This window comes from Streptomyces sp. NPDC051104, from assembly GCF_040682835.1.
Classification (GTDB): Bacteria; Actinomycetota; Actinomycetes; order Streptomycetales; family Streptomycetaceae; genus Streptomyces; species Streptomyces cynarae.
On sequence record NZ_JBFBBS010000019.1, the window covers coordinates 91,846 to 115,139 of the forward strand.

At 70.6% G+C, this 23,294-nt stretch carries 20 protein-coding genes and 2 pseudogenes; 3 read left to right on the forward strand and 19 right to left on the reverse strand.

The window, feature by feature from the left end:
- Positions 1-20 precede the first annotated feature (20 nt).
- The 12 genes and pseudogenes from AB0N14_RS24550 to AB0N14_RS24605 form a co-directional block, all read right to left on the reverse strand.
- Complete coding sequence (locus AB0N14_RS24550) at positions 21-551, reverse strand: NUDIX hydrolase (RefSeq protein WP_366027850.1); 531 nt, start codon at positions 549-551, stop codon at positions 21-23.
- Entirely contained in the window at positions 541-1,287 is a 747-nt protein-coding gene (lepB, locus tag AB0N14_RS24555; protein ID WP_366027851.1) for a signal peptidase I, read from the reverse strand. Before lepB (AB0N14_RS24555) ends, AB0N14_RS24550 begins: the two co-directional genes overlap by 11 nt.
- A 78-nt stretch (positions 1,288-1,365) precedes the next feature.
- The gene (gene lepB, locus AB0N14_RS24560) at positions 1,366-2,319 is read right to left on the reverse strand and encodes a signal peptidase I (protein ID WP_366027852.1); all 954 of its coding nucleotides are present in this window, start codon (positions 2,317-2,319) and stop codon (positions 1,366-1,368) included.
- A complete protein-coding gene (gene lepB, locus AB0N14_RS24565; RefSeq protein WP_366027853.1) occupies positions 2,273-3,292 on the reverse strand; it encodes a signal peptidase I in 1,020 nt (339 codons plus the stop codon). Before lepB (AB0N14_RS24565) ends, lepB (AB0N14_RS24560) begins: the two co-directional genes overlap by 47 nt.
- Complete coding sequence (gene lepB / locus AB0N14_RS24570; RefSeq protein WP_366027854.1) at positions 3,285-4,040, reverse strand: signal peptidase I; 756 nt, start codon at positions 4,038-4,040, stop codon at positions 3,285-3,287. The genes lepB (AB0N14_RS24565) and lepB (AB0N14_RS24570) overlap by 8 nt, the downstream gene beginning before the upstream one ends.
- Positions 4,041-4,085: 45 nt before the next feature.
- Positions 4,086-4,436, reverse strand: coding sequence for a 50S ribosomal protein L19 (gene rplS, locus AB0N14_RS24575; protein ID WP_200422620.1), 351 nt, complete (start codon positions 4,434-4,436; stop codon positions 4,086-4,088).
- A 136-nt stretch (positions 4,437-4,572) separates the two neighbouring features.
- Complete coding sequence (gene trmD, locus AB0N14_RS24580) at positions 4,573-5,406, reverse strand: tRNA (guanosine(37)-N1)-methyltransferase TrmD (RefSeq protein ID WP_366027855.1); 834 nt, start codon at positions 5,404-5,406, stop codon at positions 4,573-4,575.
- Complete coding sequence (rimM, locus tag AB0N14_RS24585) at positions 5,403-5,948, reverse strand: ribosome maturation factor RimM (RefSeq protein ID WP_366027856.1); 546 nt, start codon at positions 5,946-5,948, stop codon at positions 5,403-5,405. The genes trmD and rimM overlap by 4 nt, the downstream gene beginning before the upstream one ends.
- An 81-nt stretch (positions 5,949-6,029) precedes the next feature.
- Entirely contained in the window at positions 6,030-6,269 is a 240-nt protein-coding gene (locus tag AB0N14_RS24590; protein ID WP_030612780.1) for an RNA-binding protein, read from the reverse strand.
- Positions 6,270-6,271: 2 nt separating this feature from the next.
- Positions 6,272-6,700, reverse strand: coding sequence for a 30S ribosomal protein S16 (gene rpsP, locus AB0N14_RS24595; protein ID WP_200422617.1), 429 nt, complete (start codon positions 6,698-6,700; stop codon positions 6,272-6,274).
- A gap of 302 nt (positions 6,701-7,002) precedes the next feature.
- Positions 7,003-7,599 (reverse strand): hypothetical protein, encoded by a 597-nt coding sequence (locus AB0N14_RS24600; RefSeq protein WP_200422616.1) that lies wholly within the window; start codon positions 7,597-7,599, stop codon positions 7,003-7,005.
- Between the two features lie 260 nt (positions 7,600-7,859).
- Positions 7,860-8,925 (reverse strand): annotated as a pseudogene (locus AB0N14_RS24605) (His/Gly/Thr/Pro-type tRNA ligase C-terminal domain-containing protein).
- Positions 8,926-9,162: 237 nt separating this feature from the next.
- On the opposite strand from AB0N14_RS24605, the gene AB0N14_RS24610 reads away from it, so the two are divergent.
- Positions 9,163-10,023, forward strand: coding sequence for an SAM-dependent methyltransferase (locus AB0N14_RS24610; protein ID WP_366027857.1), 861 nt, complete (start codon positions 9,163-9,165; stop codon positions 10,021-10,023).
- Between the two features lie 62 nt (positions 10,024-10,085).
- On the opposite strand, the gene ffh is transcribed toward AB0N14_RS24610, so the two are convergent.
- From ffh to AB0N14_RS24635, 5 genes are all read right to left on the reverse strand, one after another.
- Positions 10,086-11,636, reverse strand: a complete 1,551-nt coding sequence (gene ffh, locus AB0N14_RS24615; RefSeq protein WP_366027858.1) for a signal recognition particle protein — start codon at positions 11,634-11,636, stop codon at positions 10,086-10,088.
- An 88-nt stretch (positions 11,637-11,724) separates the two neighbouring features.
- Entirely contained in the window at positions 11,725-14,208 is a 2,484-nt protein-coding gene (locus AB0N14_RS24620) for a [protein-PII] uridylyltransferase (protein WP_366027859.1), read from the reverse strand.
- Between the two features lie 24 nt (positions 14,209-14,232).
- Entirely contained in the window at positions 14,233-14,571 is a 339-nt protein-coding gene (locus tag AB0N14_RS24625; protein WP_366027860.1) for a P-II family nitrogen regulator, read from the reverse strand.
- Entirely contained in the window at positions 14,568-15,908 is a 1,341-nt protein-coding gene (locus AB0N14_RS24630; RefSeq protein WP_366027861.1) for an ammonium transporter, read from the reverse strand. Before AB0N14_RS24630 ends, AB0N14_RS24625 begins: the two co-directional genes overlap by 4 nt.
- 454 nt (positions 15,909-16,362) lie before the next feature.
- Positions 16,363-17,841, reverse strand: coding sequence for a hypothetical protein (locus tag AB0N14_RS24635; RefSeq protein WP_366027862.1), 1,479 nt, complete (start codon positions 17,839-17,841; stop codon positions 16,363-16,365).
- 448 nt (positions 17,842-18,289) lie between these two features.
- Here AB0N14_RS24635 and AB0N14_RS24640 point away from each other — a divergent pair, with 448 nt between their 5' ends.
- Positions 18,290-18,952, forward strand: coding sequence for a bifunctional DNA primase/polymerase (locus AB0N14_RS24640; RefSeq protein ID WP_366027863.1), 663 nt, complete (start codon positions 18,290-18,292; stop codon positions 18,950-18,952).
- Positions 18,953-19,429: 477 nt separating this feature from the next.
- Here the strand turns inward: AB0N14_RS24640 and ftsY are convergent, their stop codons facing one another.
- Positions 19,430-20,632, reverse strand: a complete 1,203-nt coding sequence (ftsY, locus tag AB0N14_RS24645; protein WP_263232275.1) for a signal recognition particle-docking protein FtsY — start codon at positions 20,630-20,632, stop codon at positions 19,430-19,432.
- 134 nt (positions 20,633-20,766) lie between these two features.
- Here ftsY and AB0N14_RS24650 point away from each other — a divergent pair.
- Positions 20,767-21,736, forward strand: a pseudogene (locus tag AB0N14_RS24650) (LLM class flavin-dependent oxidoreductase).
- Positions 21,737-21,872: 136 nt separating this feature from the next.
- On the opposite strand, the gene AB0N14_RS24655 reads toward AB0N14_RS24650, so the two are convergent.
- Positions 21,873-23,291: a sugar porter family MFS transporter gene (locus AB0N14_RS24655; RefSeq protein WP_366027864.1), complete on the reverse strand. Its 1,419-nt coding sequence runs from the start codon at positions 23,289-23,291 to the stop codon at positions 21,873-21,875.
- Between the last annotated feature and the right edge of the window lie 3 nt (positions 23,292-23,294).

Here is a 23,294-nt window from a genome sequence, read left to right on the forward strand (position 1 = left end):
TGCGCCACTCCTGTGAGGCCCTAGACGATTTCCGTGTCCAGGGTCACAGGTTCGGCGGGGGGACCTTCGTCGAGCAGTGTGCGCAGCAGCTCGGCGAGTCTCCTCGGATACACCGTCTCATGTGCCTCGGCCAGTTCCCCACACGTCCACCACCGTGCTCCCACGACGCTGCGCTTTTCCAGTTCCGTGAGGTTCGGCGCGGCCGTGGCCGTCTGGGCCGTACGGGCCAGGTAGTACCACTCGTCCTGGTCCCAGCGGCGGCCCGCGAACGGGAACGAGCACCTGCGCCGCCACAGTACGGGGCCCAGGTCGACCTGCGTGATACCGGTTTCCTCGGCCACTTCCCGCAGCGCGGCCTGCTCGCGCGTCTCGTCGCCCTCGACGCCGCCGCCGGGGGTGAACCACCAGTCGTCCGCCGGGTCCTCCGGCTCGTGGCCGTGCAGCAGCAGGATGCGGTCGTCGGGGTCCAGCAGCACCACCCGGGCCACCTTGCGCGGCCCGGCGGCGCACGGCTCGTCGGGCGACGCGGGCGAGGATGGCTCAGCGGGCACGGGCCGGCTCCGTCCGCACCGCGGTGCCGCGCCCCCGTCGCGCGAGCCCCGCGATCGGCCCGTAGGCCGCGCCTCCCAGCACCAGTACCGCGCCCGCCACGATCACGCCGAGGATCAGCCGGAGCGGCCCGGGCGACGAGAGTGGGCCCAGTGCCTCGAAGCCCGTCGGGCGGGCCAGCATGCCGTGCATCGGCCACACCACGGCGTCCACACGGGCGTCCACCGCGTTGCGCGGCACCGTGCCGTTGAAGGCCTCCGTGAGGTGGGCGGAGGAGTCCAGGGAGCCGCTGCGCTCGTCGCCGAGCACGAACAGCCGGTCCTTGGGGACCGTGATCGTGGGGATCGTCTTGAACTCGGCGGGCTCGCCCTTGGCGAGGTAGGACTCGTCGATCTGCTTGCCGTTGACGGTCAGCTTGCCGTCGGTGCAGCAGCCGACGGTGTCGCCGCCGACCGCCACGACCCGCTTGACCAGCGGCATGTTGCCCCAGGTCGTCTGGCGGAAGACGACGACGTCGCCGCGCCTGACGTCGGCGCCGTCGACGCGCTGTGCGAGGACCCGGTCACCGGCGGCGATGGTGGGCGACATGGAGTTGGTGGGCACGGTGTAGGGCTGGTAGACGATCGCGCCCCAGACGAACCCGCCGAGGAAGAGCACACAGCCGAGGGCCACGGCCAGCCCCGACAGCCTGCTGCCGAGCCGTCCGCGGCCCTTGTCCGCACGACCAGTCCCGCTCATTCCCACAGCTCCCAGGTCGGAGAATCGATCCCGCGGCCACAGCAGGGCCGCGGAAGATCGGCGATCTGGGACGGCACCCTACCCGGCGGTACCGCTGCCGGAAACCCGCGGGTTTCCGTCGGTAAGGCGCGCGGTCAGGCGGCGCCTGCGCCACATCACCAGCGGCACGGCGCCGATCAGGCCGAGGGCCGAGGGGGCCACCGTGGTCAGGCCCTGGTCGAAGGTGTCCGGGATCGGCAGCGTGTCCCAGCGGGTGGGCGGCCAGGCGATCACGACGGCGCGGCCCACGACGTTCCCCGCGGGCACGAAGCCCCGGTACTTGTCCTGCTGGTGGTAGCGGGAGTCGAGCGAGTTCTGCCGGTGGTCGCCCATGACCCAGATTTTGCCCGGGGGAACCGTGACCTTGAACTGGCCTCCCTGGTCGTCGACGCTGCACGGGGTGTTGCCCGGGTACACGTACGGCTCGTTGAGCGGCTTGCCATTGACCAGCAGCGGGCCGGTGTTCTTGCACTCGATGGTGTCGCCGGCGACGCCGATGACCCGCTTGATGAGGTCCTTCTCCTCGGCGGACGGCATCAGGCCGATCCAGCTCAGCGCCGTCTGCAGGGCGTTCGGTGTGCTGGTGGGCTCGCCCGCCAGCCAGTTGTCCGGGTCGTGGAAGACCACGACCTCGCCGCGCGAGGGCTTGGAGCCGAACCACGGGGTCAGCTTGTCGACGAGGACGCGGTCACCCTGCTGGAGGGTGTTCTGCATCGAGTCCGAGGGGATCGAGAACGCCTGCACCAGGAACGTCTTGATCAGCAGCGCGAGCACCAGCGCGATGCCGATGAGGAGCGGAAGTTCCTTCCAGAAGGAGCGCTGCTTCTTGGGGCCGCCGCCCTGTCCGCCGCTCTCCTGCGCGCCGTGCGCCGGGGACTCACTCCCGGTGGCGACGTGCTCTTCCGCGGCCGGGGCAGCCGCCTCGTCGGGTCGCTCCGGCCTCTCCTCAGGACCCTCGTGTCCGGACCGTGCGCCGACCGCCAAATCCCCCACATCCACTCCTCACTCCGTACCGCCGCCGGCGCCCCTGTCGACGCAGGCCCACCACTCCCATAACGAGCGGGAGTTCCGCAGGGCTCGGGAGGGGGATCAATCCGTATCGATCCGCGGAGGCCACCCTATGCGACGGACCGAGTGCGCTGGCCGCACCGCCCGGCACCGACCCGTAAGTGTCCGGCTCCTTCAAACGGGTCCAGTGCCCAATGGGCCAGGCGATAACCATGGCGCGGCCCACGACGGACTCCTCCGAGACAGTACCGCCGTACGGCTCGTTGCGGTGGTAGCGGGAGTCGGCCGAGTTGGCCCGGTGGTCGCCCATCACCCACAGACGGCCCGGCGGCACGGTCTCCGAGAACGAGAAGTCCGAAGGTTTGTTCCCCGGGTGAATGTACGGCTCGTTCAGCGGCACGCCGTTGACCGTGACCCGCCCTTGCGTGTCGCAGCACTTGACGGTGTCTCCGCCGACCGCGATGACCCGTTTGATGAGGTCCTTGTCGTTGTCGGACGGCAGCAGGCCGATCCAGGTGAGCCCTTCCTTGACCTGCTTGACGACGATGGGGTCGTTCTTCTGGGGCGTCTTCTCGCCCGCGAGCCAGTCGCCGGGGTCCCGGAAGACGACGACGTCACCGCGCTGCGGCTTGGAGCCGAACCACGGGGTCAGCTTGTCGACGAGGACCCGGTCGCCGATCTGGATCGTGTTCTCCATGGAGCCCGACGGGATGACGAACGCCTGCACGAGGAAGGTCTTCAAAACCAGCGCTATGAGGACGGCGACACCGACGAGGAGCGGTATCTCCTTGACGGCGGAACGCCTCCTCTTGCGCTTCACCTTGCGCTGGAGCTTGCGCCGCTCGGCACGGCTGCGTCCGGTGGGGGCTGAGCCAGCGGCGCGTCGCGCGCCGGTGGGCAGCAGGTTCTGCGTGGCGGTGTCGGACGTCGCACCGCGCGGTTTGCCACGGTTACCCATGCGCACCGCCCGCTGTCTTCGCCGCGTTCGTCTCCGGGGCGCTCGCGCCGGGCGCGGGCACGCGCGCGTAGGCGCCGGAGCGGATGATGTGCCTGAAGTGCGCGGAGGGCCAGATCACCCAGTCGGCCCGGCCGATCACGGCGCCGACGGGAACCATGCCGCCACCCGGCGAGCCGAGGTGGTCCCGCGAGTCGCTGGAGTCCCCGCGGTGGTCGCCGAGGACGAAGAGCGTGCCGTCGGGCACGACGACGTCGAAGGGGACGTCGGACGGGCTGTTGCCGGGGAACAGAAACGACGACTCGTCGACCGACCGGCCGTTCACCTCGAGCCTCCCCTCCTTGTCGCAGCAGACCACATGGTCTCCCCCTACACCCACTACCCGTTTGACGTAGTCGGCGTTCCCGAAGTACCCCGTGCCGTCGAAGACGACGACATCTCCCCGCTGCGGCTCGGATCCGAAACGGTACGCCAACTTATTTACGAGAACGCGGTCGCCGATCCTCAATCCGCGCTCCATGGAACCGCTCGGTATGTCGAACGGCTGCATCACAAACGTGCCGAGGGTGAGGAGGAACAGCAGGCAGACCAGCACGGTGAGGGTGATCCGGCCACCGGGTAGCCAGCCGGCGGCCCGGGACGGCAACGCGAAGCGCGACCGCTCCTCCGGCCCCCTTGTGTCCGAGGCCTCCTCGGACCGAGCGGGGTGGGAGGAGCGGTCGCGCTCCACGTGCTGTGCTTCGGTGTCCATCGGGGCCAGATGCTATCCGGCCCCCTTGTGAACTCCCTCAGGCGCTCAGTTCTCGCGCTTCTCCTTGATCTTCGCGGCCTTGCCGCGCAGGTCGCGCAGGTAGTAGAGCTTGGCGCGACGGACGTCACCCCGGGTGACGAGCTCGATCTTCTCCACGATCGGGGTGTGCACCGGGAAGGTGCGCTCGACGCCGACGGAGAAGGAGACCTTGCGGACCGTGAAGGTCTCGCGCACGCCCGAGCCCTGGCGGCGGATCACGACACCCTTGAACTGCTGCACACGGGAGCGGTTGCCCTCGATGACGCGGACGTGGACGTTGACGGTGTCACCGGGACGGAAGGCCGGGATGTCGGAACGCAGCGACGCGGCGTCGACGGTGTCGAGCAGGTGAGACATTTCGTCTGCTTTCTTCGCCGATGCCACAGGTCATCGGCGGTACGTAGTTTTTCGACAAGAGAGTGGTGGCCGTCGTCGGGGCGGGCGTCGTGTCCCCCTGTGGCAGGGGCGCACGCCGGACGGCGGCAACAGCGCACTATTCTTCCATGCCGTCCGGCCTGCGCCAAAATCGGCCGTAGGGCTTGCCGTCCGGGTCCGGTGCCCAGCCCAGGATGGAGAGCATCTCGCGGTCCTTCTTGTCGAAGGCTGCGGGGTCGCAGCGCTCGATCAGGTCGGGGCGGTTGGCCGTCGTGCGCTTCAGGGCCTCGTCGCGGCGCCAGCGGGCGATCTTCCCGTGATGGCCGCTGAGCAGCACGTCGGGGATGCCCCGGCCGCGCCAGGCGGGCGGCTTGGTGTAGACGGGGCCCTCGAGGAGGTTGGCCATCGCGCCGGGGGCGAAGGAGTCGTCCCGGTGGGACTCGGCGTTGCCGAGGACGCCGGGCAGGAGCCGGGCCACCGCCTCGGTGATGACGAGGACGGCCGCCTCGCCGCCGGCGAGGACGTAGTCCCCGATGGACACCTCGTACACCGGCATCCGGGTGGCGTACTCGTCGACGACGCGGCGGTCGATGCCCTCGTAGCGGGCGGGGGTGAAGATCAGCCACGGGCGCTCGGAGAGTTCGACGGCGAGCTTCTGGGTGAAGGGGCGGCCGCTGGGGGTCGGCACGATCAGCGCGGGCTCGTGGGAGCCGCTCTCGTAGCCTTCGGCGAGTATCTCGTCCAGGGCATCGCCCCAGGACTCGGTCTTCATCACCATGCCGGGGCCGCCGCCGTACGGGGTGTCGTCGACGGTGTTGTGCCGGTCGTACGTCCACGAGCGCAGGTCGTGGACGTGGACGTCGAGCTGTCCACGCGCGCGTGCCTTGCCGACGAGGGAGACGTTCAGCGGTTCCAGGTACTCGGGGAAGATCGTGACGACGTCGAGTCTCATGCGCTGTCGTCCCTCGACGAGACGATCTCGGCGCGGTCGTCGATCAGCCCGGGCGGGGGGTCGATGACGGCCCGCTGCTGCTCGAGGTCGATCTGAGTGACGATCTCCTGCACGAAGGGGATCAACACCTCGGTACCGTCCGGGCGCTCGACCACGAACAGGTCCTGTGTGGGCAGGTGTGAGATCTCGGTGATGCGGCCGACCTCGACGCCGTCCTCGGTCACCACGTCCAGATCGATGAGCTGGTGGTCGTAGTACTCGTCCTCGCCCTCGGGCAGCTCGTCGGGGTCGACCTCTGCGATCAGCAGGGTGTTGCGCAGCGCCTCGGCGGCGTTGCGGTCCCTCACACCCTCGAAGCGAAGGAGCAGGCGGCCGCTGTGCACCCGGCCCGTCTCGATGGTCAGCGGCCCGGCCGAGGCGGGGTCGGTGGCCAGTACGGCGCCGGGTGCGAGCCTGAGTTCCGGCTCATCGGTACGGACCTCCACGGTGACCTCGCCCCTGACCCCGTGGGCGCGGCCGATCCGTGCGACTACCAGCTGCACTGTGCTTGATCTCCTGTCATACGACTACGGGCCGGGGACGGCCCAGTGGCCCTCCCCGGCCCGAGCCGGTGCTGCGTTGGTTCAGCGGACGTCGTCCACGTCGACGAGGTCGACCCGGACGCCGCGACCGCCGATGGCGCCCACGACGGTGCGCAGAGCACGCGCGGTGCGGCCGTTGCGGCCGATCACCTTGCCGAGGTCGTCGGGGTGGACCCGGACCTCGAGCACACGCCCGCGACGCAGGTTGCGCGAGGCCACCTGCACATCGTCAGGGTTGTCGACGATGCCCTTCACGAGGTGCTCGAGAGCCTCCTCGAGCATGCTCAGGCCTCGGTCGACTCAGACGCAGAGGACTCGGCCGGGGCCTCGTCCTTCTTCTCGGCCTTCTTCTTCTGGGTGATCGCCTCGCCCTTGCCCTCGTCCTCGCCGCTGATGGCCTCGAACGACGGACGCGCGGCCTTGGTCTCCGGCTGCAGCAGCGGCGCCGGGGCGGGCTCGCCCTTGAACTTCTGCCAGTCGCCGGTCTTCTTGAGGATGGCGAGCACGGGCTCGGTCGGCTGAGCGCCGACGGAGAGCCAGTACGCCGCGCGCTCGGCGTCGACCTCGATCACCGACGGGTTGTACGTCGGGTGGTACTTGCCGATCTCCTCGATCGCCCGGCCGTCACGGCGGGTGCGGGAGTCGGCGACGACGATGCGGTAGTGAGGCGAACGGATCTTGCCCAGACGCTTCAGCTTGATCTTGACTGCCACGGGAGTGGGTTCTCCTGGATTTGACGTGGTTGGGCACGGCGAAGTGGCCGCGTGGGGTTGCGGTACCCGAGTGCCCGATGGACGCGTCAGCCGGAGGAGAGAGGGGTCCTGTGCGGCTGTCGAGTACAGCTAGCCATTGTGCCATACCCAGCGGGTCGCTTCTGGCCGAGGGGGCGCTGTGCACGTGTGCGGACATGCCGAAGAGGCACCCGGCGCCGGGGTCCCCCGGGCGTTGGTCACGCCACCCGGCGCTCACGGATGCCTGGGCAAGTGAGGTACGGCCGCCACGAGCAGCCGTCGGCTCAGCTTGCCGCCGCTCCCACCGGCTCCGGGATGCGGAAGGGTTTTCCGCAGCCGCCGCACACGATCGGGGCCTGGGCCAGGACCGAGGGGACCACGCGGACGTTGCGGCCGCAGTCGCAGACCGCCTTGACGCGGACGCCGCCCCCGGAGGAGCCGTGGCGGGCGGCCGGGCCCCGGAACGTGCGGGCCGTGTCGGCGGCTGTCGCCTGCGAGTGGGCCTTGAGCGCGCGCTGGAGCCGCTCGATCGTCGGGCGGTAGCGCCGCTTCGCCTCGGGGTTGAGCGTGACCAGGGAGAAGCCACTGCTCGGGTGCGGTTCCTCGGGGTGGTCCAGGCCCAGCTCCTCGGCGATGGCGAGGAATCTGCGGTTGTGGTAGCGGCCGGCACGGGAGGTGTCGCGTACTCCGCGCGCGGCGGCGATGCCGTGGACTGCTTCGTGGAGCAGTCGCTCGAAGGAGAGTTCGTGCCCGCAGGCGGACGACGACTCTCCGATCAGTGACTCGGGCGCGGCAAGATCGGGCAGCTCGGGGTGGTACCGCTGAATGTCGGCCCACGCCTGCGCCAGCTCTGCGGCGAGAACAGGTGGTGTCGTGCTCACGTAATGACAACGAGCCTGAGGCCCCCGGTGTTCCTATTCCGGGGCATCCCAAATAATTTGCACGTACCCGTCAGTTGCCGCTGATGCGTCCTGACGAGGGCGGGTGCGCCGAACTGCGGAGAAGCCTCACAGCTCCTCCCAAGGTGGTGCGTAGCGACGCCTACGGCCCGGTGCGTAGCGGAACTCCGCACGCCGGGGCTGCTGTGGTCCTCGGATGCGCAAGAGGCGTTTCGGCCGCTCTTGGCCCAGCGTCCGGTATCTCAGTAAGCGCGCGCCACGACGGCGACGTTACCGGGTGCGTCGTCGGCGTCGGGAACCGACCCGTCCTCGGCGACCAGACACCGTACGGTGACCGCGTGCTCGGCCAGCCCGGCCTCGCCGTCCTCGCCGAGCACGGCCCACGGGATGCGCGCCCAGCCACCGGCCGTGGCCGCCTCGACGGCCTCCTCGATCGTGGACACGTCCGCCGTGCGGGACTCTCGGCGCTCGCGCGACTGCTCCAGCAGCAGCGCCTGGTCCTCCTCGAGGATCCCGGGCAGTGTCCCGGCAAGCGCGTCGACCGGGACCGGTTCCTGGGCTCCGGGGATGCGGCGGACCAGCGTCGCGGTGCCGTTCTCCAGGTCACGCGGCCCGATCTCGATGCGTACGGGCACGCCCTTGAGCTCCCAGTCGACGGCTCGGCGGCCGAACGGGGTGTCGGTGCGGTCGTCGACGTGGACCCGGAGGCCTGCCGCTCTCAGCCGGTCGCCGGTCTCGCGGACCGTGGCCAGAACCGTTTCGTCGCCCTTGATCGCGAGCACGACCACCTGGATCGGGGCGAGGCGTGGCGGGACGCGCAGACCGTCGTCGTCGCCGTGCGTCATCACCAGGGCGCCGATCATGCGGGTGGTGGAGCCGCAGGAGGTCTGCCAGACGAGTTCCTGTCTGCCGTCCTTCGACAGGTACCGCGTGTGGAAGGCTCTGGCGAAGTTCCTCGTTGATGATGGTCTCGGAGGTGGGCCGGACCACCGCCGGCTCCTGCAGTTCCTTGCCGCCGCCGTGCGTGACCACCGCGAGTTCGGGCGCGAAGCCCTCGACGTGTTCGGCCTCCCTCGCCAGGTACGACTGGGGGATCAGCAGGGGGAAGTACGCGTTCTGAGTGCCCGTCTCCTTGATGCGGGCGTCCATCTCCTGCTGCATCCGCTCCCACAGCCCGTACCCGTACGGTCGGATCACCATGGAGCCGCGCACCGGCCCGTTGTCCGCCAGTTCGGCCTTGTTCACGATGTCCTGGTACCAACGGGGGAAGTCCTCCGCCCGGGGCGTGAGAACGGGTGCCTTTGCCATGGCGCGATGGTACGAGGGCACCTGTGTGCCCGGTGAATCATTTCTCGCCCGGGGGCGGACCAGGGGCGCGCGGACGGCGCACACCGAGTACGCCACGACCCCTGGACGCCACGACGGGCGCGCAGTTTCCTGGCATACGGAGGCCATACGGGGGCCACGGGAGCCGAGTGCGAGGGCACGTCACGGGGGACGGCATCGTCAGACAGCGGCAACTCACGGTGGATTGGGGCGCTTTCGATGACACCTACGCCCGTGCGGCAGCACCTATCCCACGCGGGCGCGGTTCCTCGCGTGGACCGGGGTGCACGCGCGCGTGACTGGGCGGAGATTCAGGAGCGGATGCTGGTGCCGCTCTACGAGGCCGTCTACGAGCGGCTGGAAGTGGGTTCCGGGACGCGGCTGCTGGGGCTCGGATGCGGTACGGGACTGGCGCTGCTGATGGCCGCCTCCCGGGGCGCATCGGTCACCGGCGTGGACTGCGGGGCGTGCGAACGGCTGGCGCTCGCGCGCGAGCGGCTGGGGCCCGCGCCGTGGGGCACGCGCTCGTGTGCCGGTGCCCGGATCGTGGAGGGCTCGCCCCGGGACGCGGCGCCCGCAGCCGATGAGCGGGCGTACAACCTGGTGACCGCGTTCGAGCCGATCGGCTGTGCGGCCGGTGACGCCGATCCCCTTGAGGAGCAGTTGGTGGCGGCGGCGCCGTTCACGGAGCACGGGACGCCCGTGGTGCTCGCCGGATGGGGTCCGCCGGAACGGTGCAGCACCGCGTCCGTCCTGCGTGTCGCCGCCAAACTGGCCGATCCGGACCGTGGCGGGGGCGGTTGGCGGCCGGCCCGGCGCGACGATCTGGAGGAGGCCGCGAGGCGCTGCGGGCTCAGGCCGGACGGGTCGGGGCGGGTCGCCTGCCCCTTCGGGTACGCCGACATGGACAGCGCGCTGCGAGGGATGCTGTCGACGGGGTTGTTCGACGCGGCGATCGACGCGACGGACCAGGAGCAGGTCGACAAGGAGCTGGCGGAGGCGCTGCATCCGCACCGGCGTGCGGACGGCACGGTGTGGATGCCGAACGTCTTCCGCTACCTCATCGCCCGCATCCCCTAGACGACGCCGGGGGCGCCCCTCCTCATAGGGGCGCCCCCGGCGTCGTACGCGTCGAACGCGGGTCAGCCCATGAACTTCTTGAACTCGTCCGGCAGCTCGAACTCCTGACCGCTCTGCTGCGGCAGGCCGAAGGCGCCCCCGCTCTGCGCCGCGGCGGCGCGGCGTGCGGCCTCCTCCTGTTCCTGCTGCTTGCGCTTCATCGGGTTGCCGGAGCGCTGCTTGCCCTTGGCCTTCTTCTGCTGCTTCTTGGCACGGCCGGGGCCGCCGCCCATGCCCGGGATCCCCGGCATGCCCGGCATGCCACCGCCCTGGGCCATGCGGGACATCATCTTGCGGGCCTCGAAGAACCGCTCGACGAGGTTCTTCACCGCGCTGACCTCGACACCGGAACCCTTGGCGATACGGGCGCGGCGCGAGCCGTTGATGATCGTCGGGTCCTGGCGCTCGCCCGGGGTCATCGACTTGATGATCGCGGCGGTGCGGTCGACGTCGCGCTCGTCGATGTTGTTGATCTGGTCCTTGATCTGGCCCATGCCCGGCAGCATCCCGAGCAGCTTGGAGATGGAGCCCATCTTCCTGACCTGCTCCATCTGGGCCAGGAAGTCGTCCAGGGTGAAGTCCTGGCCCTTCTTGGACGCCAGCTTGGAGGCCATCTTCTCGGCCTCTTCCTGGCTGAACGTCTTCTCCGCCTGCTCGATCAGGGTGAGCAGGTCACCCATGTCGAGGATGCGGGAGGCCATCCGGTCCGGGTGGAAGGCGTCGAAGTCGTCGAGCTTCTCGCCGTTCGACGCGAACATGATCGGCTTGCCGGTGATCTGGCGGATCGACAGGGCCGCACCACCACGGGCGTCACCGTCGAGCTTGGAGAGCACCACACCGTCGAAGCCGACACCGTCGCGGAAGGCCTCCGCGGTGTTCACCGCGTCCTGGCCGATCATGGCGTCGACGACGAAAAGGATCTCGTCCGGCGAGACCGCGTCCCGGATGTCCGCGGCCTGCTGCATCATCTCCTGGTCGATGCCGAGGCGGCCCGCGGTGTCCACGATCACGATGTCGTGGACCTTCTGCTTCGCGTGGTCGATGGAGTCCTTGGCGACCTTGACCGGGTCACCGACGCCGTTGCCCGGCTCCGGTGCGTAGACGGCGACGCCGGCGCGCTCGGCGACGACGGCGAGCTGGTTGACCGCGTTCGGGCGCTGGAGGTCGGCGGCGACCAGGAGCGGGGAGTGCCCCTGCTCCTTGAGCCACTTGCCGAGCTTGCCCGCGAGCGTGGTCTTACCGGCACCCTGCAGACCCGCGAGCATGATCACGGTCGGGGGCTGCTTGGCGAAGCGCAGGCGGCGGGTCTCGCCGCCGAGGATGGTGATCAGCTCGTCGTTGACGATCTTGAGGACCTGCTGGGCGGGGTTCAGGGCCCGGGAGACCTCGGCGCTGAGGGCGCGTTCCTTGACGTTCTTGATGAAGGAGCGGACCACGGGCAGGGCCACGTCGGCTTCGAGGAGCGCGATGCGGATCTCACGCGCCGTGGCGTCGATGTCCGCCTCGGAGAGCCTGCCTTTTCCGCGGAGGCTTTTGAAAGTCGCGCTAAGGCGGTCGGAGAGGGTGTCGAACACGGCGGCGTCGGTCCTCGGGGTCGGGGTCGTCTTGGGCTGCCCTCCAGGGTATCCGGCCGCGCGAGGAAAACGTCCCCGCCCGCCGGGATCACCCCCGCAGCGTCTCCTCCAGGGCCCGTGCCACCGACACCGCGTCCTCCCCCGGCAACGGCGTGCCCGTGCCCGTCGTCACGTAGAAGGCGTCCACGGCGTTGGCCCCCAGCGTGGAGACGTGGGCGCTGCGCACCCGCACCCCCGCCTTCTCCAGTGCCCGCCCGATCCGGAACAGCAGCCCCGGTGCGTCCTGGGCACGGACCTCGATCACTGTCGCGTGGCGGGAGGCCGCGGGGGCGACCGTCACGCGCGGCGGCGGGGGCACCACGCCCCGGCGGCGCGGGTAGGCCGCGTCGCGTTCCGCCAGGCGGGCCGAGATGTCCAGGGAGCCGTCCAGGGCCCGTACGAGGTCGGCGCGCAGCCGGGCCGCCTGGGGCAGGGAGCCGTACTCCGCCGCGACCCGCCAGTCGAGCAGCAGCACCGAGCCGTCCATGCCGTCCGGCAGGTCCTGGGCGCGCAGCTCCCCGTCCATGCCGTCCGGCAGGTCCTGGGCGCGCAGCTCGGCGGTGCGGACGGTGAGGCGGTGCATGGCGAGCACCCCGGACACGGCGGGCAGCACGCCCGGCTGGTCCGGTACGGCGATGAGGAGTTCCACACCGAGGGGTTCCGGTTCGCCGGACGGCTCCTCGGCGGGCGGCTCGGTCTGTGCGCGCAGTGCCAGGACCGGGCCGCCGGTACGGTACGCCTCGACGGCGAGCCGTTCCTGCTCGGCGGTGGGCGCGGCGGCCTCGGGGTCGGCGGGCTCGTCGCCGGCCAGCACCGCGGAGACCCGTTTCACCAGGTCGGTCACGAGTGCGCTGCGCCAGGTCGACCAGGCCGCGGGTCCGGTGGCGAGCGCGTCGGCCTCGGTGAGGGCATGCAGCAGCTCCAGGGTGCTCTGCGAGCCGACGGCCTCGGCGACCGAACTGACGGTGGCCGGGTCCTCCAGGTCGCGCCGGGTCGCGGTCTCCACGAGGAGCAGGTGGTGGCGTACGAGGGTGGCGAGGACGGCGACGTCGTCGCGGTCGAAGCCGATGCGCCCGGCCACGTCACGCGCGATGATCTCGCCGGCGAGGGAGTGGTCGCCGGGCCAGCCCTTGCCGATGTCGTGCAGGAGCGCGGCGACCAGGAGGAGGTCGGGACGGCCCACGCGGCGGGTCAGCTCGGAGGCGCGCACGGCCGTCTCGATCAGGTGCCGGTCGACGGTCCACAGGTGCACGGCGTTGCGCTGCGGGCGGCAGCGCACCCGCTCCCAGTCCGGCAGCAGGCGGGTGATCAGGCCCTCGGCCTCCAGGGCCTCCCAGACCTCGACGGTGGGACGGCCGGAGCCCAGCAGGGTCACGAGCTGTTCGCGCGCCTCGGCGGGCCACGGCGTGGGCAGGGGGCGCACGGAGCCGGCCATGCGCCGTACGGCGTGAAGGGAGAGCGGGAGGCCCGCCTGGGCGGCGGCAGCGGCGGCGCGCAGCGGGAGCACGGGGTCGCGTTCGGGGCGCGCGGCGCGCGCGAGGACGACTTCGCCGTCCTGCTCCACCACGCCCTCGGCCAGCGGGGACCGCTCGGCGACCGGTTTGCCGCCGCCCAGCATGGCGCGCAGCCTCGGCCGCACGGCGCGCGAACGCAGCACACGCCCCACTTCGCGCCAGGTGACGTCGCTCGCATACGAAATGACGCGCGCCGCCTCGTACACCTGCCGCAGCAGCGTGTCGGCGTCCAGCAGGCCCAGCTCGGTCGCGACCTGGTCCTGCTCCTGCAGTGCCAGCCGGTCGGTGGCGCGCCCGGTGGTCAGATGCAGCGCGTCGCGTACGTCGAGGAGCCTGCGCCGGGCGTCGGCCAGACCCTCGCGCGGGGCGTCCGCGAGCCAGGAGGCGGCGACCGCCCGCAGGGCCGTTGCGTCCCGCAGCCCGCCCCGGGCCTCCTTGAGGTCCGGTTCCAGCAGGTACTGCAGCTCGCCCTGCCGCTCGGCCCGCTCGGCGCACAGCTGCTGGAGTTCTGGGAGACGTTTCGGCGCCTGGTTGCGCCAGTCGGCCAGCACGGCCGTCCTCAGGCCCGCGGTGAGCCCGAGGTCGCCCGCCAGGTGCCGGGCGTCCAGCAGGCCGAGCTGCACCTTGAGGTCCTCACCGGCAGTCTTGCGGGCCTCCGCCGGGGTGCGCACGGAGTGGTCGAGGGCCAGACCGAGGTCCCACACGGGGTACCAGATGCGGTCGGCGAGGCCGGCGACCGCCTTGCTGTCGCTCCCGTCGTGCAGGAGGAGCAGGTCGAGGTCGCTGCGCGGGGACAGCTCGCCGCGGCCGTACCCGCCGACGGCGACCAGGGACACGCCGCGCACTCCCTCGGCGCCCGCGGCGAACAGCTCCGCGAGCCAGCCGTCCGTCAGGTCGGACAGGGCGGCACGGCGCGGCGGCCCGGACTGCGCCCCCTCCGTGAGGAGGCGCAGCCGGGCCGCCGCGTAGCCGCTGGGTCCCGAGCCCTCTGCTTCCGTACGTACGTCCGTACTCGTCACCCAGCGACTCCTCTTCCTGCGTGTCTAGAGCGCGTCGGGTCCGCGCTCGCCGGTCCGGACCCGTACGGCCGTCTCGACCGGGACGGACCAGACCTTGCCGTCACCGATCTTGCCGGTGCGGGCCGCCTTGACGATGACCTCGATGAGCTGTTCGGCGTCGTCGTCCTCGGCCAGCACCTCGATACGGATCTTGGGTACCAGGTCGACCGTGTACTCGGCGCCGCGGTAGACCTCGGTGTGTCCCCGCTGCCGACCGTAGCCGCTCGCTTCCGTGACCGTCAGTCCATGGACCCCGAAGGCCTGCAGGGCCTCCTTGATCTCGTCGAGCCGGTGCGGCTTGACGACGGCGGTGATGAGCCTCATGCGTCCACCTTCCTGGTCTCCGTGGCGGCCAGGGTCGAGGCGACGGTCCCGATGACACCGCCACCCGCGCCGCTGAAGTCGTATGCGGTCTCGGCGTGCTCGGCCTGGTCGATGCCCGAGACCTCCTCGTCCTCGGTGACCCGCATGCCGATGGTCTTGTCGAGGAGGAAGGCGAGGACCGCGGAGACGATCAGGGAGTAGGCGAGGACCGCGCCGACACCGGCGCACTGCTTCCACAGCTGGGTGAAGCTGTGGTCCCCGTAGAAGACGCCCGTGGCGGTGGACTGGCCCTTGCCGGTGGCGAAGAAGCCGATCAGCAAGGAGCCGATGATGCCGCCGACCATGTGGACGCCGACGACGTCGAGGGAGTCGTCGTAGCCGAACTTGAACTTCAGGCCCACGGCCGCGGCGCAGGCGACACCGGCGATGGCACCGACGGCGATCGCGCCGAGCGGGGAGACCGCACCACCGGACGGGGTGATCGCGACCAGACCGGCGACCGCGCCGGAGGCGGCTCCCAGCGTGGTGAACGCGCCGTGGCGGATCTTCTCGTAGGCGAGCCAGGCCAGCATGGCGGCGGCCGTCGCGACCTGCGTGTTGACGAACATCAGCGCGCCGACGCCGTCGTCGTTGCCGAGCCACGAGCCCGCGTTGAAGCCGAACCAGCCGAACCACAGCAGACCCGCGCCGAGCATGACCAGCGGAAGGCTGTGCGGACGCATCGGGTCCCTCTTGAAGCCGACGCGCTTGCCGATGACGAGGATCACGCCGAGCGCCGCCGCACCGGCGTTGATGTGGACCGCGGTACCACCGGCAAAGTCGATCACACCGAGCTTGAAGGCCCAGCCGTCGGCGCCCCAGACCCAGTGGGCGACCGGGACGTAGACGATCGTGAGCCACAGCGCGATGAAGAGCGACCAGGCCGAGAACTTCACACGGTCCGCGAGGGCGCCGCTTATCAGGGCCGGCGTGATGATCGCGAACATCATCTGGAAGACCATGAACACGAAGATCGGGATCGTGTAGCCGGGCCAGAGCTCCGTCAGACCGATCTTGCGGAGGCCGAACCAGTCGGAGTCCCAGCCGATGAAGCTGTTGTTCGTGCCGAAGGCGAGGGAGAAGCCGTAGAGCACCCACAGAATGGTGATGATGCCCATACTGATGAAGCTCATCATCAGCATGTTCAGGGTGCTCTTGACGCGGACCATGCCTCCGTAGAAGAAGGCCAGGCCCGGGGTCATGATCAGCACCAGGGCGGAAGCGATGAGCATGAAACCTGTGTTGGCGGACGACAGCTTGGGTGCGTCCGCCGCAAGCATGATGGCGGCTGGTGCCATCGGCGTCTCCTCGTCGGTTGGTACGGCCCCGTGCGGGCGAAGCCGGAGAGCAGTCCGGTCATGAGGGCGTGGGGGTTATGGGCCACGAGATTGACGCAGCGCCGTTTCGGTCGAAGCCCCTCGACGTTTCACCACAGTGACGAAGGCGCCCGGCGTGTTACGCGTTGATGAACTGCCAGATGCCGGTCGCGCCGATCGTTATCGTGGCGCAACCTTCAGATGATGGGCGCCGCAACCATCGGCGGAATGAAACCGGACCACCAATTGATCAACCCCCACGGCGAGCAACCACCTCCGCGAGAGCGGCGCCGGTTCAGGCGCAAAAGACAGCCCGGCCGCGGCGGCCATCCGATGACCTGGCATGGGGGGAGCCGAGTCGGGCGGTTCGGGATGGCGGCCGCGGCCGGAGTCCTCGGGGCCTTTGGGCCCTGGGAGCCTGGGGCTCGGGGAGGGTTCAGACCGCTTCGGCGGTCTCGGGCAGGTGGGTGGCGAGGTGGTCGGTGAGTTCGACGATCTCCTTGAGATCACCGAAATCGCGTACAGCCGTGTCGACGGTTTTTCGAATACGAGTGTTGACACGTTCCGAGCGCACCTTTTTGGCGACCTCCAGGGCCCGCTTGGTGAGCACCGCGCTCTGCTCGGGTTCGCGCTGGAGAAGATGCACGGTGGCCATGCCGATCAGGTTGAGCGCGTACGACCGCTGATGCTCGGTGTCCTCGGCGAACCGGTCGACGGCCCTCCGCATCAGGGGCTCGGCGAGGGAGGCGTAGGTGGGGCTGCGGCCCGCGACATAGGCGAGGTCACGGAAGGAGTGGGAGTTCTCCGCGTACAGCTCGGCCTCGGAGAAGAAGCGGATCCAGTCGGGGTCCGGCTCGTCCCAGTCCTCGGCATCGGCGAAGGTGTCCTCGGCCATCCGGACGGCACGCTTGCACCTGCCGGGCTGCCCCATGTTGGCGTAGGCGCGGGCCTCCATGGCATACAGCATCGCCTGGGTGCGCGGACTCGCGCAGTCACGGCTGCCGTACTGGGCGAGGTGGATGAGCTCCAGGGCGTCCTCGGGCCGGCCCAGGTGGATCATCTGGCGGCTCATGCTGGAGAGGACGTACGAGCCGAGCGGCTTGTCGCCCCCCTCCTTGGCGGCGTGCAGGGCGAGCACGAAGTACTTCTGCGCGGTGGGCTGCAGTCCGACGTCGTAGCTCATCCAGCCGGCCAGTTCGGCCAGCTCGGCGGCGACCTTGAACAGGCGCTTGGCGGTGGCCTCGGGCTGTGGTTCCTGCAGCAGGTCGGTCACCTCGTGCAGCTGGCCGACGACCGCCTTGCGGCGCAGTCCGCCGCCGCACTGGGCGTCCCACTTGCGGAACATCACGGTGGTGGCCTCGAGGAGGTCCAGCTCGGGCTGGGAGAGCCGGCCGCGGGCGCGCCCGGACGGCTGGGCGGGCGGGATGCCCTCGCGCGGGGAGGCGGGGCTCGGCACCAGCCAGCGCTGCACGGGCTCGATGAGGGACGGGCCCGCGGACAGGGCCAGCGAGGTTCCGAGGAAGCCGCGCCGTGCCAGCATCAGGTCGCTGCGCGAGAACTCGCTGATCATGGCCACGGTCTGCGGGCCCGTCCAGGGCAGGTCGATCCCGGACACCGAGGGTGACGGGTGGGCGGGGCGCAGTCCGAGGTCCTCGACGGCGACGACACAGCCGAAGCGCTCGGAGAACAGCTCCGACAGGATCCGCGGGATCGGCTCGCGCGGGTTCTCCCCGTCGAGCCAGCGGCGCACCCGGGAGGTGTCCGTGGAGATGTGGTTCGCTCCCAACTGGCGTGCCCGACGGTTCACTTGACGCGCCAGCTCGCCCTTCGACCAGCCGCTGCGCACGAACCACGAGGTGAGCAGCTCATTGGGGCGCTTGTCAGCGTTCGTCGCGCTTCCGTCACTGCCGCCCACTGGAACGCCCCCATCCCTCAGACCACTTGTCGCTGTGCGCGCCAAGCACTACCAGAATGCCGGTGCCCACGGCCCCGCGTCCGGCGGTTCTCACCGGTCGGACGGGAACCGACTTGCCTCCGGCATACCCACGAGCGCATGCCATCCCAGGAACCGTGTACTCAAAGTAGTCCTACGATCACCGGCCCAGCCATGGCGTACACAGAAACGCCACCATTCGCCACCCCTTCGAATGAACCAAGGCCGGGCTCCGCACGATTCACTTGACACATGACAGCCGGAATCGGGTGGAGGCGTGCACTCACCGGCGCGCACACACCGCGCACCACCCCGGGATGCAACCGGGCGCTGCCCGGAGCCCCGCGGAGACGACCGGCACGCGGGTACTCGCAGTCACATTCCGCTCTCATGGCGTAACCACCGGCGCGCTGGACCCGTTGGAGGGGGCATGGGCTTCACGATCGGCGGCACGCGGGGCATCCGCGACATCCGCCCCGGTGCGCGGCGCCGGGGCCGCTCTTCGGAGTGCACAGCCGTGGCCGAGTACACCGGGCTGTGGGGCTGGGACGTGGTGCCCGGCGCGCGGGCGGTCGCCGGGCAGTGCTCCTGCGGCAAGGCGGACTGCGGCGCGCCCGGCGCGCACCCGCTGGACTTCGCGCCCGTCGTGGGCGCCGGCGCGACACTCGACGAGGTGACCGAGGCCTGGGCCGAGGTGCCGGGCGCCGCGGTGATGCTGCCGGTCGGCCGGGCGTTCGACGTGATCGAGGTCGCCGAGTCGGCGGGGCGACGCGCCCTGGTCCGGCTGGAGCGCATGGGCCTGCCGCTCGGCCCGGTGACGGCGACGCCGGAGGGGCGCGCGCTCTTCTTCGTCGCCCCGGGGTCAGCTGCCGAGCTGCCGGATCTGCTGTACCGGATGGCGTGGGACGACACCGCGCTCGACCTGCACGCCCTGGGCCCCGGCGCGTACCTCACGGCCCCGCCCTCGGACCGCGGCGGTCTCGGCCCGGTCCGCTGGCTCCGCTCCCCCGCCCTGGACTCGGCGACCAGACCCCCGGCGGCGCGCCTGCTGATCGGCACCCTGGCGTATGTGGCGCATCGCTCACGCGTCTAGTGCCGCGGCAGGCAACGTTTGCCCGTCAAGGAGCGGTGTCCGGTGCGTGCTCTGGGGGTACCCCCTGCTCGAAGAGCTTGGGGGAGTGCCGGCCGGAAGTCCTCGTACTGGACGTACTTGGGCTTTCGGCCGGTGCGGCGAGTGGGGGTCCCCCTGCTCGAAGAGCTTGGGGGTGGGGGTCCCCCCCTGCTCGAGCGAAGCCGAGAGCTTGGGGGTGGGGGTCCCCCCCTGCTCGAGCGAAGCCGAGAGCTTGGGGGAGTGCCGGGCGTCGCGACGGGGCGAACGTTGCCTGTTGCGGCACTAGGGCCTCTCGTTCGGATCATGCCGGGCTCGCGGGCCCGATCCAAACGAAAGACCCTGGGTCGGCCGATTCGAGAAAGGCCGGCTCCACCGATACGAAGGGCCCCGTTCCAGCTGCACCATGGAACGGGGCCCTTCCTCCGTACGGTCACGCACACACCGCGTGCGTCGGCGCGCTCAGTCCCCGATAAGCGCATCCACGAACGCTTCCGGCTCGAACGGCGCCAGGTCGTCGGCACCCTCGCCGAGGCCGACCAGCTTCACCGGCACGCCCAGCTCCCGCTGGACCGCCACCACGATGCCGCCCTTGGCCGTGCCGTCGAGCTTGGTCAGCACGATGCCGGTGATGTCCACGACCTCGGCGAAGACGCGGGCCTGGACGAGACCGTTCTGCCCGGTCGTGGCGTCCAGGACGAGCAGCACCTCGTCGAGCGGGGCGTGCTTCTCCACGACGCGCTTGACCTTGCCGAGTTCGTCCATGAGGCCGGTCTTGGTGTGCAGGCGGCCGGCGGTGTCGATGAGCACGACGTCGTAGCCCATCTCCTTGCCTTCCTTCACCGCGTCGAAGGCCACGGAGGCCGGGTCGCCGCCCTCCGGCCCGCGCACGGTGTAGGCGCCGACCCGCTCGCCCCAGGTCTGCAGCTGGTCGGCGGCGGCGGCACGGAAGGTGTCGGCGGCGCCGAGGACGACGGTGCGGCCGTCGGCCACCAGGACGCGGGCCAGCTTGCCGGTGGTGGTGGTCTTGCCGGTGCCGTTGACGCCCACGACCATCACGATGCCGGGCTTGCTGGACTCGGGCTCGGTGCGAACGGTGCGGTCCATGTCGGTGCCGACCAGCGTGAGCAGCTCCTCGCGCAGCAGACCGCGCAGCTCCTGGGGCGTGCGGGTGCCGAGCACCTTCACACGCTCACGCAGCCGCTCGACCAGCTCCTGGGTGGGCTGCACGCCGACGTCGGCGGTGAGCAGCGTGTCCTCGATCTCCTCCCAGGTCTCGTCGTCGAGGTGTTCCCGGGACAGGAGGGTGAGGAGCCCCTTGCCGAGCGCGTTCTGCGAACGGGACAGACGGGCCCGCAGGCGGACCAGACGGCCGGCGGTGGGCTCGGGGATCTCGATCGGGGGCGCCTCGACGACGGGCGGCTCCTCGACGGCGACGGGAGCCCCACCGCCCGGAAGATCCACCTCCTCTATCGTCCGGCGCTCCTCGTCGCGCGGCGTCTCGGCCTCGTCGCCGACGTGCGGCTCGGCCGGAGGGGCGGTGATGTCGGGCGTCGTCGGGGGCGGCGGGGGCAGCGGCTTCCGGCGCCGACTGCCGACGATGAGCCCGCCGAGCGCGCCGAGCACGACCACGGCGATGACTACAGCAAGGATGACGGTTTCCATAACGCGTCCAGTATGCGCGACCGGGCACCGCCCCGTTCGGCGGCGGCTCCGGGGCTGCACACCCTGGCTGTCTGACGCTCCGTCAGACAATCTCCCCCGCACACCAGCCCGGCGAAGGTGAAGGGGGTCTTGTCATAGCCGTCTCGGTCGTACGGTTCAACCTCGTCGAGCCCGGTGCGGCCCCCGCCTCACTCGGCGCCCGCTGTCGGGCCGCGGTCGAGATGGCCGCGTACGCCGACGACCGGGGGGTCACCACCGTGCAGACGGAGGAGCACCACGGGGCGGCGAACAACTGGCTGCCGTCGCCGTTCGTCTTCGCCGGTGCCGTGCTCGGCGCGACCCGGCGGCTCGCGGTCACCGTCTCGGCGGTATCGGGCCGCTGCACGACCCGCTGCGGCTGGCCGAGGACATCGCCGTCCTCGACCTGATCAGCGGCGGCCGGCTGGTGACCGTCGCCGGCATCGGGTACCGGCCCGAGGAGTACGCCTCCTTCGGTGTCGACTACGAGCGGCGCGGAAGGCTCCAGGACGAGTTGCCGGAGACGGTGCTGAGGGCGTGGACCGGCGAGGAGTTCGCCTACCGGGGCCGTACCGTACGGGTCACCCCGCGCCCGTACACCCAGCCGCACCCCCTGCTGCTGGTCGGCGGCTCCTCGAAGGCGGCGGCCCGCCGCGCCGCCCGGCTGGGCCTGCCGTTCTTCCCGAGCGCGCACCTGCCGGAGCTGGAGGCCTACTACAAGGAGCGGCTGGCGTAGTACGGCAGGGAGGGCTGGACGATGATGCCCGCCGAGAGGACGCCGCTGCTGCACCTCGCGGAGGATCCGACCGGGCATGGGCCGAGTACGGGAAGCACTTCCTGCACGAGGCGCGGACGTACGCGTCCTGGCAGTCCGGCGGCCGTGGCGTCCGCTCGGCGGTCAGGTCGGCGGCCACGACGGTGGAGGAGCTGCGGGCGGAGGGGGTGTACCGGATCGTGACGCCGGAGGAGTGCCTGGACCCGGACAGCCACGTCCTGCACCCGCCGGCCGGCGGGATGCCGGTGGACGAGGGCTGGCGCAGCCTGCATCTGTCCTGCGAGAGGGTGCTCCCCGGGCTGGAGAGCTGAGCCTCGTACACAGGGGCCGGCAGAACACCGCCGCCCGGCTCGGGCAGTGGCCGAGCCGGGCGGCGACAGGGTCCGAGGAGAGGGGCAGCGGGGACTTGGCCCTTCTCCTCGAGTTCGAGGAGCCTTCTTGTCAGGCTCAGCCCATCTCCTCCAGCGCCTTGCCCTTCGTCTCCTTCACGAACTTCAGGACGAACGGGATGGAGAGCGCGGCGAAGACCGTGTAGATCACGTAGGTGCCGGACAGGCTCCAGTCGGCGAGCGAGGGGAAGCTCGCGGTGATGGCCCAGTTGGCGATCCACTGCGCTGCGGCGGCCACGCCCAGTGCGGCGGCGCGGATCCGGTTCGGGAACATCTCGCCGAGCATGACCCAGACGACCACGCCCCAGGACAGGGCGAAGAAGAGGACGAACACGTGGGCGGCGATCAGGGCGACCCAACCCTGGGTGCTCGGCAGCTTGCCGTCGACCAGGTGGAACGAGAACGCCCAGGCCTCCAGTGCGAGGCCGACGGCCATGCCGATGGAGCCGATGAGCGCGAGCGGCTTGCGGCCGATGCGGTCCACGAAGATCATCGCGATCACGGTGCCGACGATGTTGATGATCGAGGTGGTGAAGGAGTAGAAGAACGAGTCCGTCGGGTCGACGCCGACCGACTGCCACAGCGTCGAGGAGTAGTAGAACGCGACGTTGATGCCGACGAACTGCTGGAAGACCGACAGGCCGATGCCGATCCAGACGATCGGCTTGAAGAAGAAGCCGCCGCCGAGCAGGTCCTTGAAGCTGGACTTGTGCTCGCTCTTCATGGCGTGCTCGATCTCGGCGACGCGGGCGTCGAAATCGGTGCTCTGGCCCTCGACCTCGGCGAGGATCTCCCGGGCGCGCTCCCGCTTGCCGACGGAGATCAGGAAGCGGGGGGACTCGGGGATGGCGAAGGAGAGCAGGCCGTACAGGACGGCCGGGACGACCATGACGCCGAGCATGACCTGCCAGGCCTCCAGGCCCATCAGCTTGCCGCGCTGGTCGCCGCCGGCGGCGTTGAGCAGGCCCCAATTGACCAGCTGCGAGATGGCGATGCCGACGACGATCGCGGCCTGCTGGAAGGAGCCGAGCCGGCCGCGGTAGGCGGGCGGGGCGACCTCGGCGATGTAGGCGGGGCCGATCACGGAGGCCATGCCGATGGCGAAGCCGCCGATGATGCGCCAGAGGGCGAAGTCCCACAGCGCGAAAGGCAGGGCGGAGCCGACCGCGCTGACGACGAAGAGAACCGCTGCGATCTGCATCACCCGGATGCGGCCGAGGCGGTCCGCTATGCGGCCTGCGGTGGCGGCGCCGACGGCACAGCCGATCAGGGCGATGGCGATGACCTGGGCCAGCGCTGCGGAGCCGATGTCGTAGCGGTCCCGGATGGCCTCGACGGCGCCGTTGATCACGGAGCTGTCGTAGCCGAAGAGGAAGCCGCCCATCGCGGCGGCCGCCGCGATGAAGATGACGTGCCCGAGATGATCGGGGTGAGCCGTGCCGGCTCCTGTCCTTGATGCCTGCGCTGTGCTGGTCACGTG